This is a genomic window from Paracoccus bogoriensis (assembly GCF_019431455.1).
GTDB lineage: Bacteria > Pseudomonadota > Alphaproteobacteria > Rhodobacterales > Rhodobacteraceae > Paracoccus > Paracoccus bogoriensis.
In genome coordinates this window covers 17,762-32,473 of record NZ_JAHYSR010000024.1, presented here as the reverse complement: position 1 = coordinate 32,473, position 14,712 = coordinate 17,762, and the positions used below count along the sequence as shown (strand labels likewise).

Here is a 14,712-nt window from a genome sequence, read left to right as displayed (position 1 = left end):
TGCAGAGGGGCGGCAGATCTGGGAGGATCCAAGGATGAGCTTCATGAGACTTGGCCGCGTCGCGCTGGCCACGGCGCTGGCGACCACGATCGGTCTGGCTGCGGCTGCGGCCGAAACGCTGCGCCTGTCGCACAATACCGGCGACGGCACGACCTGGCACAAGGGTGCCGAGAAGTTCGGCGAGCTTCTGGCCGAACGTTCGGGCGGCGCGATGCAGGTGCGCGTCTTTCCGAATGCCCAGCTGGCGGGGGGCGATCAGATGCGTCAGGCCGACATGGTCGGACGGGGTGCGCTTGACCTCGTGGTGACATCGGCCATCAACGTGACGCCTCTGGTCCCCGAGATGGCGGTCTTTTCGCTGCCCTATCTCTATGCGAACTACGATCAGGTCGATGCGACCACCGCCGAGGGCGGGCCTGCCGAACGACTGGCCGAGATCCTCGAGGACAAGGGCATCGTGGTCCTGGCCTGGGGCGAAAACGGCTTTCGCGAAGTCACCAACAATGTGCGCCCGATCGCCTCGCCCGAGGACTTGCGCGGGCTGAACATGCGCGTTGCCGGTCCGATGTATATCGACGTGATGAACGCGCTTGGTGCGAATCCGCAGCAGATGCAGTGGACCGAGACCATGACCGCGCTGCAGCAGGGCGTCGTGGACGGGCAGGAAAACCCCATCGGCGCGGTGATCATCCCGCAGCAGGTCTTCGAGGTGCAGAAATACCTGACCACCTGGCATTATTCCTACGACCCGATCTTCCTGGGCATCTCCAAGGCGAAATGGGACAGCTACGACGCCGAGACGCAGCAGATGCTGCGCGAGACGGCAGCCGAGGCCATGGCCTATCAGCGCCAGATCACGCGCGAGGGCACCGCGACCGGCATCGACTTCCTGCGCGAGCGCGGGATGGAGGTTCATGAGCCCTCCGAAGAGGAACTGGCCGCCTTCCGCGAGGCCACCCAACCTGCCTTCGATCAATGGGCCGAGCGCGTCGGGCTCGAACTGGTGCGGGCCTTCCAGGACGCTATCGCCTCGGTGAACTGAAGCCTGATCCCGCCTTGGCCCCGAAATACCCCGGGGCGGGTGGCAACGCCCCCCGCTCCGGGACCACCCTCCCCCAGTGAGAGGCCTTCATGTTTGCCTTCCTCATGCGCGAGGCCGAAAAGCTGGTCTGCGCGGTCCTGTTCCTCGGCATGACGCTGTTGGGCTTCGTGAACGTGGTGGTCCGCTACGGCACCAGCTATTCCTTTGCCTCCAGCGAGGAGCTGCTGACCAATGGCTTTCTTCTGCTGACGGTGTTCGGCGCGGCCATCGCGGCCCGGCATGGTCAGCATTTGGCCGTGACGGCGGTGATCGACCTCTTGCCGCGCGGATTGCGGCTGGCGGCCGTTGCCCTGTCTGTGCTGCTGTCGGTGGCGCTCTTGCTGGGGTCGGCCTGGCTGGCATGGCAATCGCTGGCGACGCTTTATGCCAACGGCCTGCGATCCTATGCGCTTGGCATCCCGGCCTGGTATTATCAGGCAGCGGTGCCCTTTGCCTTCATCCTGATCGCGCTGCGCTTCGTCCAGCACACCATCACCGAATTCCGGGCGGCGGCATCCCGTGATTGACCTTGTCTCCGCGCCCGGCCCCGGCACGCAGATGGTGCTGCTGTTCTTCCTGCTGCTGGCGCTGCGGGTGCCGGTCGCCTTTGCGCTTGGCCTGTCGTCGCTTTACGCGATGTGGCGGATCGGGTTCGGCCTTGATCTGGCGGGCGACCTGATCACGGCAGGCGTGGCGCGCTATTCGCTGCTGGCGATTCCGTTCTTCATCCTGGCGGGTGCGCTGATGGGCAGCACCGGCATCGCCGAGCGGATGATCCGCTTCTTCCGCGTCCTTGTCGGCGGACTGCCCGGCGGGATGGGCGTCGTCGGCACGGTGGTCTGCCTGTTCTGGGGTGCGGTCAGCGGGTCCGGCCCGGCCTCGGTCGCGGCCATCGGCCCGATGATCATCAAGGGGATGGAGGAGGACGGCTATTCCCGCGCCCATGCGGCGGGTCTGGTCTGCGCGGGGGCGGCGCTGTCGATCGTTATTCCGCCCTCGATCGGTCTGGTGCTGTATGGCGTCATTGCCGAGGTCTCGATCTCGCAGCTTTTCATCGCCGCGATCCTGCCCGGATTGTTCATGGGGCTGACCATGATCGCCGTCCTGCCCTTCATCGCGCCGGGGGGCCATCACCGCGCCCTTGCTGCGCTGAGCCCCGAGCCCTATGCCGGACGCCCCTATGGCGCGCGGCTCTGGCACGGCTTCAAAGACAGTTTCTGGGGGCTGATGACGCCCGTGGTGATCCTTGGCGGCATCTATTCCGGCATCTTCACGCCGACCGAGGCGGCCCTGGTCGCCACGGTCTATGCCCTGCTGGTCGGCGGCCTCGTCTATCGCAGCCTGACGCTGCGCAGTCTCTATGAAACTCTGGCCGAGGCCGCATCCTCTTCGGCCACGGTCATGCTGGTCGTGGCCTATGCCGCGCTCTTCGGCTGGGTCATCACGGTCGAGGATCTGGTCGGCACCTATTCCAGCGGTCTGCTGGGCATCAGCGACAATCCCTGGGTCGTCCTGCTGGTCATCATGCTGATCCTGCTGATCGCGGGCATGTTCATGGACGCGATCACGGTCATGTTCATCACCCTGCCCATCGTCCTGCCGGTGATGCGAACGCTTGGCTGGGATCCTGTCTGGTTCGGCGTCCTCGTGATGGTGAACCTTGCCATCGGGCTGATCACGCCTCCGGTCGGGATCAACCTCTATGTCGCGGCGAATGTGGCGCGCCTCTCGATCGAGCATGTGGCACGGGGGGCGCTGCCCTTCCTGCTGGTGACGCTGGTCGGGCTGGGTGTCATCGCAGCCTTCCCCTCCATGTCGCTGCTGCTGGTCCAGTGGCTGCGCTGAGCGAAAGACCCCGTCCATGACCACGAAAACCGCCATCGTCACCGGCGCCGCCCGCGGCATCGGCCTTGCCACCGCCCGGCTGCTGCTGTCGCAGGGCTGGCAGGTCGCCTTGATCGACCTGGACGCCGAGACGCTGGCGGAAGCGGCCTTGCCGCTGCAGGGCGTGCTGGCCGTCCCCTGCGACATCTCGGACGAGGCGCAGGTCGCCGCCATGACCGCCCGCGTCGCGGCATGGGCGGGCCGCATCGACGGGCTGGTGAACAATGCCGGCGTGGCCGATTTCCGCCCGTTGGAGCAGACGGACCTTGCCACATGGCGCCGGATCATGGCGACCAATCTCGATGGCGTGTTCCTGACCTCGCAGGCCGTCATCCCGCATCTGAAGCGGACGCGCGGCGCGATCGTCAACATCGCCTCGATCTCGGGGCTGCGCGCCTCGACGCTGCGCGTGGCCTATGGCACGTCCAAGGCCGCCGTGATCCACCTGACGCGCCAACAGGCGGTGGAACTGGGCGAGCACGGCATCCGCGCCAATTGCGTTGCCCCCGGCCCGGTTGACACCAAGCTGGCGCTGGCCGTCCACAGCCCCGCAATCCGCGCCGCCTATCACGACGCCATCGCGCTGAACCGCTATGGCACCGAGGCCGAGATCGCCGAGGCCATCGCCTTCCTGCTATCGGACCGTGCCTCGTATATCACCGGGCAGGTTCTGGCCGCCGATGGCGGGTTCGAGGCCGCAGGCGTCGGACTGCCCGCGCTGCGGCAAGGCCGATGACCTCAACGGGCGCGTCCTGCCCTGCCCCAAGGCCCGCCGGATGCTGCGCGGCCGCACGGCCAAGGGTCGGCCATGGCCTGCAACAGGCACTCAGGCCGCCGCCATTCCCGTCAGGCGCAACACCAGTCCGGCCACCGCGCAGGCGGCCAGCACCGTGATCGGCGACAGGCGCAGGCGCAGCACCGCGACCAGCGCCGCAAGGGTCAGCAGCGCCGCCCAGGGGTCAAGGCTTGACCAGACCGGAACCTCAAGCGCCAACCCGCCGACCGGGCGCAGCGTGCCGAACAGCACATGCAGCCCGAACCACAGCGCCAGGTTCAGGATCACCCCCACCACCGCCGCCGTGATGGCGGTCAGCGCCGCGGCGACAATCCGGTCGTCGCGCAACCTTTCGATGAAGGGCGCGCCAAGGAAGATCCACAGAAAGCACGGCACGAACGTCACCCAGGTCGTCAGCAGCCCGCCAAGCGCGCCCGCCAGCAGCGGCGGCAAACCGCCCGCATCGCGCAGCGCGGCCATGAAGCCCACGAATTGCGTCACCATGATCAGCGGGCCCGGCGTCGTCTCGGCCATGCCCAGCCCGTCCAGCATCTCGCCGGGGGCGAGCCAGCCGAAATGCTGCACCGCCTCCTGCGCGACATAGGCCAGAACGGCATAGGCGCCCCCAAACGTCACCACCGCCATCACGCTGAAGAAGCCGGCAATCTGCGAAAAGACGTTCTGCGGACCCAGCACCAGCAGCAGCGCGCCGACCGGCACCAGCCAAAGCGCCAGCACGACCGCCGACAGCCGCAAGGCCCAGGACAGGTTCACGCGGGCATGTTCGGGCGTCTCCTCGCCCAGCAGCGTGTCGGCATCCGCGACCTGCCTGTCGCCGACCTGGCCGTGACCGCCGCCGCCCCGGAAGGCGGGCATGTCCGCACGCGCGCCAAGAAAGCCGATCAGACCCGCCGTCAGGACGATGACCGGAAACGGCACGCCAAGCACGAAGATCGCCACGAACGAGGCCGCCGCGATCCCCAGCATCGCGCCGTTCCGCAGTGCCCGGCTGCCGATGCGGATCACAGCCTGCACCACGATGGCCAGGACGGCGGTCTTGAGCCCGAAAAACAACGCCTCGACCGGCCCGGCATCGCCCCAGATCGCATAGATCCAGGACAGCGCCATGATCGACACGACGCCCGGCAGAACGAAAAGAACCCCCGCGATGACGCCGCCGATCGCGCGATGCATCAGCCAGCCGATATAGACGGCAAGCTGCATCGCCTCGGGTCCGGGCAAAAGCATACAATAATTCAACGCGTGCAAGAACCGCTTTTCGCCCAGCCAGCGGTTTTCCTCGACGAGGATGCGGTGCATCAGGGCGATCTGCCCGGCCGGTCCGCCGAAGCTGAGAAGGCCGATACGGGCCCAGATGCGCGTGGCGTCGGCAAGCGTGGGATAGGGGCCATCGGTCATCCGGTCGTCCTCGGGTCAGCGCGACGGCTCAGCCCTACAAGTCGTGCCCAAGGGCTGCAAGATGCCGGGGCCGGTGCGGTGCCGAGGGCGCGGACATCGCCTTGCGGCGCAAGCCGTGGCGCAAAGCCGATGCGCCTTTGCCGCAGATCAGCAGGATGGACAAGGCAGGATGCGAATTCCGGGCCTGTGGAATTGTGCCCCGGCAGCTTAGCGCCTAGATTGGCGGCCCGAGATTCCGAGGACCGAACCGATGAAGCCTGATCCGGCGTCCCGCAAAGCCTTTGCCCCTTTTCTTGTGCTGGCCCTGATGGCCGGACTGGTGATCGCCGCCATCTGGTGGGCGACGCGCCCCGGTCCGCTGCTGATCCAGGGCGAGGTCGCCGCGCCGCGGGTCGATGTCTCGGCGCGCATCTCGGGCCGGGTCGTGCGAATCGAGGCTGATCTGGGCCAGCGCGTCGATGCGGGCCAACTGCTGGCCGAACTCTCGAACCCGCAACTGGTCGCGGCCCATGCTGCCGCAGCCTCGGGGCTGGAGGTCGCACGCGCCTCAGAGGCCGCCGCGCGCGCCACCCGCCCCGAGGTGATCCGCGCCCGCGAGGCCGAGCTGGCCGCCGCCCGGGCCGATCTGCGCCTGGCCGAGGAACAGCTGGGCCGCGACACCGATTTGTCGCAGCAGGGCCTGCGCCCGCAGGCGGCGCTGGACCAGTCCACGCGCAACCTGGACGCCGCTGCAGGCCGGGTCGAGGCCGCCGAGGCGCAGCTTGACCTGGCCCGCGCCGGGGCCTCGCCCGAGGAACGGCAGGTCGCGGCGGCCCAGGTGGCCCAGGCCGAGGCCGTGCTGGCTCAACGTCAGGCCGATCTGGACGAATTGCGGGTCTTCGCGCCGATGTCGGGCGAGATCTCGGGCCGCATGATCGAGATGGGCGAAAATGTCGGTCCCGGCGCGCCGCTCTTTACCATCGTCGATCTGGATCAGGCCTGGTTCACCTTCAACCTGCGCGAGGATCTGCTGGCCGGGCTGGCGATGGGCGACCGGCTAAGCGTCCGTATCCCGGCGTTGGACGCCGAGACCGAGGCCGAGATCACCCTGATCAACGTGCAGGGCCAGTTCGCCAGCTGGCGCGCTACCCGCGCGACGGGCGATTTCGACCTGCGCAGCTTCGAGCTGCGGGCCCGGCCCGTCGCGCCGCTGGAGGGTCTGCGCCCCGGCATGTCCGCCCTGATCCAGCTGGATCGCTAGGGCCATGCTGGCCGTCATGGCGCGCGAGATCCGCCTGCTGCCGCGCCGCCCGGCGCTGGCGGGGCTGGTCATCGTTCTGCCGCTGGTCATGCTGCTGGTCCTGGGCGGGATCTTTCGCGCAGGGATTCCGACGGGCATGGCGGTGGCGGTGATCGACCTGGACCGGTCGGACCTGTCGCGGGCCGTCACGCGGATGCTGGACGCGGCGCCCGAACTGACCGTGACCCATCGCGCATCCGACCTGTCCGAGGCGCGGTCGCTGATCGTGTCCGGCGCGGTGCGCGGCGCGGTGCTGATGCCCCAGAACCTGGAACGCGACATCACCCGCGGCGCGCGCCCCGAGATCGTCACCTTCTACGACAACCAGCACATGAGCGCCGGATCGCTGGTCGCCCGCGGCGCCCGCAACGCCATCGACACGGCGCTGGCGGGCCTGCGCCTGTCGGTGCGTCAGGGTCAGGGCGAGGCCCCGGTGCAGGCCATGGTCGCCCTGCAGCCGATCCCGATGCAGGCCCATGCGCTGTTCAACCCGGCCTTTGATTATGTGCATTTCCTGCTGGCCGCGCTGATCCCGACAGTGCTGCAGATCATCGCCGCCGCCGCGACCGCCTATGCGGTCTCGCTGGATTTCGGGCCGGGGCGGCATCCGCGCGTGCTGATGCGCATGGCGGGCGGCATCCTGCCCGCCATGCTGGGCAAGATCCTGCCCTATACGGTGATCTTCCTGCTGATCCTGGGCCTGTCGGATGTGGCGCTCTATGGCTGGCTGGCCGTGCCCTTGCGCGGGTCGCTGTGGCTTATGGCGCTTGGTGCGGTGCTGTTCGTGCTGGCGTCGCAAATGATTGGCGCGCTGGCCTTCGTGCTGACCCGGGACATGGGCCGGGCGGCCAGCCTGATCGCCATCATCACCGCGCCGGCCTTCGGCTTCATGGGGCTGGGCTTTCCGCGCGAAGCGATGTCCACGCTGGCTCAGGCCTGGGGCGCGGTCATTCCCGGCACCTGGTATGTGCAGTTGCGCATCGACCAGTCACTGCGCGCAACGCCCATCGACATCTCGGCCATGTCGGTCCTGTGGCTGACGGTGATCGCGGGTGTGCTGGTGGCGTTGGTCCTGTTGCGTCTGTGGCGCCTGTCCCGTCAGCAGGCCCCGGCATGAGTTCGCTGGCCTCTGCCTTCCGCGCCGAACTGGCCGCCGTGCTGGGCGACCGGCAGGTGCGGCTGATCGTCCTTCTGGCGCTGGTCATCTATGCGGTGATCTACCCCCTGCCCTATCGCGCCGAACTGTTGCGCGACGTGCCGGTGGTGCTGGTCGATCAGGACGGATCGACCGCATCGGCCGATCTGGCGCGGCGTGTGGACGCCTCCGAAGCCGTGGCTCTGACCCATCGCGCCCCCGACATGGCCCAGGCCACGCGGCTGGTCCATGAACGCCGCGCCTATGGCGTCATGCTGATCCCCGACGGGTTCGAGCGTGCCCTGCTGCGCGGCGACCAGAGCCCCGTCGCGCTTTACGCCGATGCCAGCTATTTCCTGATGTATCAGCGCGTGATGCAGGGCGCCGCCGTCCCCCTGCGCCAGATGGGCGCCGAGATCGAGGCCGGGCGCCTGATCGCCCAAGGCACGCCCCGCGCCGTGGCCGCGGCGCAGGTCAGCCCCGCGACCCAGATCGAGGTGCCGCTGTTCAACCCCGCCGCCGGTTACGCGACCTATGTGCTGCCCGCGGCCTTCGTGCTGATCCTGCAGCAGACGATGTTGATGGGGCTGGCGCTTGCCGCAACGCGGCGGGGTTCGCTGCCCGGTCATCCGGTCTGGCGGCTGCTGGGCCGGGCGGGGGCGTGGCTGACGATCTGGTCGGGGCTGCTGCCGGTTTATCTGATCGTGCTGCCGGTGCTTTATGGCCTGCCGATCCTGGGCAATCCTGGCGCGCTGATGATGCTGGGCCTGCCTTTCCTGCTGGCGACGGGGCTTCTGGCGCAACTGGTCGCGGCGCTGTTCCGGCGGGCCGAGATCGTGCAGGTGGTGCTGCTGGCGCTTGGCTTGCCCTTTTTCTTCCTGTCGGGCTTTGCCTGGCCGGCCGAGGCGATCCCCGCCCATCTCAACGCGGTCGCGCAGCTGATTCCGTCCACCGCGGCCATCGACGGGTTTGTGCGGGTCACGCAGATGGGCGCGAGCCTGCCCGAGATCGCGCCGATCCTGTGGCACCTCTGGGCGCTGACCGCCTTACTGGGCGCTTCCGTGCTGATGGTCGATGCGCTGCGGACAGGAAAACGTTCATCCTGATCGGCAGGAAGGACGCTGGCCGGGCGCGTTCCGTCCAGCGCGGTCTCAGCCGAGCGAATATCCCACGCCGCGCACGGTTCGCAACGGATCGTCGCCGCCGTTCTTCATCAGCGCCTTGCGCAGGCGGCCGATATGAACGTCGATGGTGCGCGTATCGACATAGATGTCGCGGCCCCAGACCCGGTCCAATAGCTGTTCGCGCGACCAGACACGACCCGGCTTTTCCATCAGCGTGGACAGCAGCCGGAACTCGGTCGGACCCAGATGCAGGGGCTGGCCGGCGCGAAAGACGCGATGTTCGGCGGAATCGAGGATGATGTCTGCGAAAGACAGCCGCTCGCCCATCGAAGCCGGCCGGGTGCGACGCAATTGTGCGCGCAGCCGCGCCAGCAATTCGACGACGGAATAGGGTTTGACCACGTAATCGTCGGCGCCGGTCTCAAGCCCGCGCACGCGGTCCACTTCTTCGCTGCGGGCGGACAGCATGATGATCGGGATGTGGCGCGTGGCGGGATCGGCCTTGACCTGGCGGCAGACCTCGATCCCGGAGACCTTCGGCAGCATCCAGTCCAGCACGATCAGGTCGGGTTGTTCTTCGGCCACCAGAAGCAGCGCGTCCTCGCCATTGTCGGCCATCACGACATCGAAGCCTTCGGCTTCGAGATTGTAGTGAAGAACCTCGCGCTGCGCGCCCTCATCCTCGACGACCAGAACACAAGGGGCCTGTCGCGTCATGGATCAGCCCTCGCCCAAGGTCGCCGCCATCGGCACGCTGTTGCTTTTCGGACGCGCTTCGTCAGGCAGTTCGCCTGTCACCAGATAGACGACCTGCTCTGCGATCGAGGTCGCATGGTCGCCCATCCGCTCGACATTCTTGGCGATGAAGTGCAGATGCATGCAGGGCGTGATATTGCGCGGATCCTCCATCATGTGCGTCAGGAATTCGCGGAACAGCGCATTATACATCTGGTCGATTTCCAGATCGCGCTGGCGCACGTCATGGGCCAGATCGGCGTCGCGGCGGATATAGCTGTCCAGCGCGTCCTGGAGCATCTTGTTCACGGCCTGGCTCATCCGGCGCAGCGCCATGCCCGAACCGTCGATCGCGGGCAAATGCGACAGGACTTCGGTCCGCTTGGCCATGTTCTTGGCATAGTCGCCGACCCGCTCCAGCGAGGCGGCAATCTTCATCACGGCCAGCACCATGCGCAAATCGGTCGCGGTGGGGGCACGCAGCGCGATCAGACGGGCGGCATCCTCGTTGATCTGCGCCTCGAGCGCGTCGATGGCCTTGTCGCGGCGCCGGACCTCTTCGGCCAGTTCCTCGTCGCGGGTGTCCAGCGCGGTTGCGGCGTCGGTGATCGCGGCCTCGACCATGCCGCCCATCTTGACCACCATCGCCTGGATCGTTTCAAGATCGCGGTCGAAGGCTGAAGAGATATGCTTGTCGCGGTTCATGTCGCGTCCTTTCGATCAGCCGATCCGGCCCGAGATATAGGCCTCGGTCCGGCTGTCTCGCGGCTTGGTGAAGATGTCGTCGGTATCTCCGTATTCGACCAGGCTGCCCAGATGGAAAAAGGCGGTTTTCTGACTGACGCGGGCGGCCTGCTGCATCGAATGGGTCACGATCACGACCGAGAACTTCTCGCGCAATTGGTCGATCAGTTCCTCGACCTGGCTGGTGGCGATAGGGTCCAGCGCGCTGCAGGGCTCGTCCATCAGCAGGACTTCGGGCGCAGTGGCGACAGCGCGGGCGATGCACAGACGCTGCTGCTGACCGCCCGAAAGGCCAGTGCCGGGTTCGTGCAGGCGGTCCTTGACCTCGTTCCACAAGGCCGCGCCGCGCAGGCTGCGTTCGACGATCTCGTCCAGATCGGACTTGCTGCGGGCAAGCCCGTGGATGCGCGGCCCATAGGCCACGTTGTCATAGATCGACTTGGGAAAGGGGTTCGGCTTCTGGAAGACCATGCCGACCTTGGCGCGCAACTGCACCGGATCGACGCGGCGATCATAGATATCCTCGCCATCAAGCAGGATCCTGCCCTCGATCCGGGCAATGTCGATGGTGTCGTTCATCCGGTTGATGCAACGCAGAAATGTGGACTTGCCACAGCCCGAGGGGCCGATGAAGGCGGTCACGGTCTTGTCGAGGATCTCGACATTCACATCCTTGATGGCGTGCTTGTCGCCGTAATAGACCTGCACGTTGCGGGCCGAGATCTTGACATCCGTCTGTGTCACGGCGCTCTCCGTTCGGGTGGTATCATACATGTATAAGCTCCTTGCGCCCGCTTACCAACGACGCTCGAACTTGCGGCGCAGATAGATGGCCAGCAGGTTCATGCAGAGCAGGAAGACCAGCAGCACGATGATCGCGCCAGATGCCCGTTCGACAAAGGCGGGGTCGCTTCGCTGCGTCCAGTTATAGACCTGCACCGGCAGGGCCGAGGCGGGGTCGAACAGCCCTTCGGGGGGCGCGGCGGGAAATTCGCGCACGAAAGCGACCATGCCGATCAGCAGCAGGGGCGCCGTTTCGCCCAGGGCTTGCGCCAGGCCGATGATCGTGCCCGTCAGGATGCCCGGCATGGCCAGGGGCAGGACATGGTGGAACACCGTCTGCATCTTCGAGGCCCCTACCCCAAGCGCCGCGTCGCGGATCGAGGGCGGCACCGATTTCAGCGCGGCGCGGGTCGCGATGATGATCGTGGGCAGGGTCATCAGCGTCAGCACCAGGCCGCCCACGATGGGCGCCGATTGCGGCAGGCCGACGAAGTTGATGAAGACCGCCAGCCCCAGGATGCCGAAGACGATCGACGGCACCGCCGCGAGATTCGAGATGTTGACCTCGATGATGTCGGTGATGCGGTTCTTTGGCGCGAATTCTTCAAGATAGATCGAGGCAGCGACCCCGATCGGGACGGCCAGGAACAGCACCACCAGCATCATGTAGAGCGAACCAAGCATCGCCACACCCACGCCCGCGGCCTCGGGGCGCTGGTCGGATGCGTCCGCATTGGTCAGGAATTCGCGGTTGAAGCGCGTGACCAGCAACCCTTCGTCGCGAAGCGCCTCGGCCAGCAGCAATTGCTGAGGTGACACGTTGCTGTCGCGTTCCGCCGACTGCATGGTGACGCGGCCCTTGAAATAGCCGTCGATCCGGCCGTTCACCAACACGTTCACATCGACCGTCTGGCCGACCAGTTCCGGGTTGTCCAGCACCATGCGCCGCAGCTGTGCCGAGGCATCGCGCGAGACCAGACCGTCCACGTCGCCATCCTGCAGGCCGGGGATCTGGAGGTTCAGATCGGCGACCGCCCGGTCCAGCGCCCGGTCCAGCACCTGCCCGTAGGACAGGGTCAGCACGCTTGCCATCTGGGCGGGGTCGCGGTTGCCCTGGGGATCCAGGATTTCCGCATCCAGCGCCACCGGGATGGACAGATAGGTCTGACGGAACGCGCCCGAGCCGTCGCGGATGATCGTCGTGACCAGGAAGGCCAATGCCAGGACCGCAATCAGGATTGCGGTCAGTCCGTAAGCGCGGAACCGCTTTTCGGCCGCGTTGCGGCGGCGGGTGCGCGTGTCCCTCTGATACAGCGAGCCGCTATTCGGGCGCGCGGACGGGACCGCCTTGACGGGGTTCGAGGACAGATCGGTCATTCGTACTGCTCGCGATACTTGCGCACGATATAAAGCGCGACGACGTTCAGCCCGAGCGTGATGACGAACAGTGTCAGGCCCAGGGCAAAGGCGACCAGCGTCTCGGGCGAAGAGAAGTCGTTGTCGCCGGTCAGCTGGCTGACGATCTTGACCGTAATGGTGGTCATCGCCTCGAACGGGTTGGCGCTGATCGTGGCGGCCGCTCCTGCGCCCAGAACAACGATCATCGTTTCGCCGATGGCGCGGCTGGCGGCCAGCAGGATCGCGCCGACGATCCCCGGCAGGGCCGCAGGCAGCACGACGCTGCGCACCGTCTCGGAGGGGGTCGAGCCGAGGCCAAGCGCCCCGTCACGCAGGCTTTGGGGCACGGCGTTGATGATGTCGTCGGAAAGCGAGCTGACAAAGGGGATCAGCATGATGCCCATGACCAGCCCGGCGGTCATCACCGAACTGGCGCTGTTGCCCAGGCCTGTGGGTTGCGCGATCCAGTCGCGCAAGAGCGGGCCAACCGTTACCAGCGCGAAAAGGCCATAGACGATGGTCGGGATGCCCGCCAGAACCTCGACCACGGGCTTGGCGACGCTGCGAAAGCGCGGCCCGGCATATTCCGACAGATAGATCGCGGCCAGAAGGCCGATGGGCACCGCGACCAGCAGCGCGATGAAGCTGACATAAAGCGTGCCCCAGAGCAGCGGCAGCACCCCGAGCCGGGAATTCCCCTCGAAGCGGGGCGACCATTCGGTGCTGAAGAAGAACTGGCGGATGCTGTATTTCTCGAAGAAGTTGACCGTCTCGAAGACCAGCGACAGCACGATGCCGATGGTCGTGGCGATGGCGATCAGCGAACAGAACATCATGATGCCCAGCACCATGCGTTCGACCATGCTGCGGGCGCGAAAGCTGGTTTCGACGCGGGTGACAGCCCAGCCCAGACCGGCCACTGCCGCGCCAAGTGCCACAAGGCCGGCAACCCCCGCAGCCTCGACCGGAATGACCCCGGCCATACGCGCGAAGGTGGCCAAGGCCAGCACCGTGAGGGCGGGCAGCATCACCGCCAGCGCGACATTCGCGCCATGATAGGCGGGACGGCTGTGCAATTGCCGCACATCACCGCCCGATGCGGAATAGGCGCGACTGCGACCAACGAAAAAACCCGCCGCGGCCAGGATCATGGCGGCAAGCAGGGACCAGGACAGGGGCATCCGTCGAACCTCGGGCGGTCAGGGGAAACGGGGGCCGGCGGAAACCGGCCCCCGGGCTGGATCACTGCATGGTCACTTCGTCGGCGACCGTTTGCTGAACCGAGGCCAGTTCGGGGTCCGAGACCAGGCCATAGGCCGCCAGCGGGCCGTTCGGGCCGGCAATCGCGTCCGAGACAAAGAACTCGGCAAATTCCTTCAGGCCGGGGATGACGCCGATATGCGCCTTCTTGACGTAGAAGAACAGCGGACGCGAGACCGGGTATTCACCCGAAGAGATGGTCTCGGTGCTGGGCACGACGCCGTTGATCGTCGCCACGCGGAGGGTGTCGGTGTTGTTCTCGTAGAAGGACAGGCCGAAGACGCCGATGCCGTTGGGCGAGCTGCCGATCCGGGCCAGGGTTTCGGTATAGTCGCCGTCGATGTCGATCGAGCGGCCGTCGGTGCGCAGGCGGACGCAGGCTTCCTTGGCGTCTTCCTCGCTCAGCTCGGCCTCGAAGACCTCCTTGGCGCCGGAATCGGCGCAGCCCTGGATGATGACCTTCTCTTCAAAGACTTCGCGGGTGCCGTGGCGGGTGCCCGGAACGAAGACCAGGATTTCCTGATCAGGCAGATCGGGGTTCACTTCGGCCCAGTTGGTGGCGGTGTTGTCCACCACGGCGCCATCGACCACGCGGCGTGCGGCCAGGGCGTTGAACACGTCGGCGGGGGTCAGCGCGAATTCGTTGCCGTCCGCCGCCGAGGCAAAGACGATCCCGTCATAGCCGAAGCGGACTTCGATGATGTCGGTCACACCATTGGCCGCGCATTCCGCGACTTCGGTTTCGCGCATCGCGCGGCTGGAATTGGCGATGTCGATCGTGTTCGGACCGACGCCCTCGCAGAAGCGGCGCAGACCCGTGGACGAGCCGCCCGATTCGATGACCGGGGTGGCGAAATCGGTGTTCTCGCCGAACAGTTCGGCCACGATGGTCGAATAGGGCAGAACCGTGGACGAGCCCGCGACCTGGACCTGGTCACGCGCCGAGGCGGCCGTGGCGGTCAGAGCGATGACGGACAGCGCGGTTGCGCCGAGGCCGAGGAATTTCATGTGTCGTCTCCTGTGGAGTGGGTCGATGCACGCCCCACCTATTACGCGATTGTAACGCCGACGCCAAACTTATGTGACAAAAGCGTG

The 14,712-nt window shown here is 66.6% G+C and carries 14 protein-coding genes; 7 read left to right on the top strand and 7 right to left on the bottom strand.

The window, feature by feature from the left end; translation table 11 throughout:
• Positions 1-34 precede the first annotated feature (34 nt).
• From KY389_RS12025 to KY389_RS12010, 4 genes are all read left to right on the top strand, one after another.
• On the top strand, positions 35-1,042 hold the full coding sequence (locus KY389_RS12025; protein ID WP_246588094.1) for a DctP family TRAP transporter solute-binding subunit: 1,008 nt from the start codon (positions 35-37) through the stop codon (positions 1,040-1,042).
• An 89-nt stretch (positions 1,043-1,131) separates the two neighbouring features.
• Positions 1,132-1,608, top strand: a complete 477-nt coding sequence (locus KY389_RS12020; RefSeq protein ID WP_219831237.1) for a TRAP transporter small permease — start codon at positions 1,132-1,134, stop codon at positions 1,606-1,608.
• A gap of 31 nt (positions 1,609-1,639) precedes the next feature.
• Complete coding sequence (locus tag KY389_RS12015) at positions 1,640-2,926, top strand: TRAP transporter large permease (RefSeq protein ID WP_219831254.1); 1,287 nt, start codon at positions 1,640-1,642, stop codon at positions 2,924-2,926.
• 16 nt (positions 2,927-2,942) lie between these two features.
• A complete protein-coding gene (locus KY389_RS12010) occupies positions 2,943-3,701 on the top strand; it encodes an SDR family NAD(P)-dependent oxidoreductase (protein ID WP_219831236.1) in 759 nt (252 codons plus the stop codon).
• A 90-nt stretch (positions 3,702-3,791) separates the two neighbouring features.
• Here KY389_RS12010 and chrA read toward each other — a convergent pair whose 3' ends face one another.
• Positions 3,792-5,159 carry a chromate efflux transporter gene (gene chrA, locus KY389_RS12005; protein WP_219831235.1) on the bottom strand — a complete coding sequence of 456 codons (1,368 nt, stop codon included), beginning with the start codon at positions 5,157-5,159 and terminating at the stop codon, positions 3,792-3,794.
• Between the two features lie 250 nt (positions 5,160-5,409).
• Between chrA and KY389_RS12000 the strand changes: the two genes are divergently transcribed.
• The 3 genes from KY389_RS12000 to KY389_RS11990 are packed head-to-tail and all read left to right on the top strand — an operon-like array spanning position 5,410 to position 8,679.
• Positions 5,410-6,399: an HlyD family secretion protein gene (locus tag KY389_RS12000; RefSeq protein WP_219831234.1), complete on the top strand. Its 990-nt coding sequence runs from the start codon at positions 5,410-5,412 to the stop codon at positions 6,397-6,399.
• 4 nt (positions 6,400-6,403) lie between these two features.
• On the top strand, positions 6,404-7,555 hold the full coding sequence (locus KY389_RS11995) for an ABC transporter permease (protein WP_219831233.1): 1,152 nt from the start codon (positions 6,404-6,406) through the stop codon (positions 7,553-7,555).
• Positions 7,552-8,679 carry an ABC transporter permease gene (locus KY389_RS11990; protein ID WP_219831232.1) on the top strand — a complete coding sequence of 376 codons (1,128 nt, stop codon included), beginning with the start codon at positions 7,552-7,554 and terminating at the stop codon, positions 8,677-8,679. Before KY389_RS11995 ends, KY389_RS11990 begins: the two co-directional genes overlap by 4 nt.
• Positions 8,680-8,724: 45 nt before the next feature.
• On the opposite strand, the gene phoB is transcribed toward KY389_RS11990, so the two are convergent.
• The 6 genes from phoB to KY389_RS11960 form a co-directional block, all read right to left on the bottom strand.
• Entirely contained in the window at positions 8,725-9,414 is a 690-nt protein-coding gene (gene phoB, locus KY389_RS11985; protein ID WP_219831231.1) for a phosphate regulon transcriptional regulator PhoB, read from the bottom strand.
• Positions 9,415-9,417: 3 nt separating this feature from the next.
• Positions 9,418-10,137 carry a phosphate signaling complex protein PhoU gene (gene phoU, locus KY389_RS11980; protein WP_219831230.1) on the bottom strand — a complete coding sequence of 240 codons (720 nt, stop codon included), beginning with the start codon at positions 10,135-10,137 and terminating at the stop codon, positions 9,418-9,420.
• A gap of 15 nt (positions 10,138-10,152) precedes the next feature.
• Positions 10,153-10,950 carry a phosphate ABC transporter ATP-binding protein PstB gene (gene pstB / locus KY389_RS11975; RefSeq protein ID WP_219831228.1) on the bottom strand — a complete coding sequence of 266 codons (798 nt, stop codon included), beginning with the start codon at positions 10,948-10,950 and terminating at the stop codon, positions 10,153-10,155.
• A gap of 21 nt (positions 10,951-10,971) precedes the next feature.
• Entirely contained in the window at positions 10,972-12,336 is a 1,365-nt protein-coding gene (pstA, locus tag KY389_RS11970) for a phosphate ABC transporter permease PstA (protein ID WP_219831226.1), read from the bottom strand.
• A complete protein-coding gene (gene pstC, locus KY389_RS11965) occupies positions 12,333-13,538 on the bottom strand; it encodes a phosphate ABC transporter permease subunit PstC (RefSeq protein ID WP_219831224.1) in 1,206 nt (401 codons plus the stop codon). The genes pstA and pstC overlap by 4 nt, the downstream gene beginning before the upstream one ends.
• A 61-nt stretch (positions 13,539-13,599) precedes the next feature.
• Entirely contained in the window at positions 13,600-14,625 is a 1,026-nt protein-coding gene (locus KY389_RS11960; RefSeq protein ID WP_219831222.1) for a substrate-binding domain-containing protein, read from the bottom strand.
• Positions 14,626-14,712: the final 87 nt, after the last annotated feature.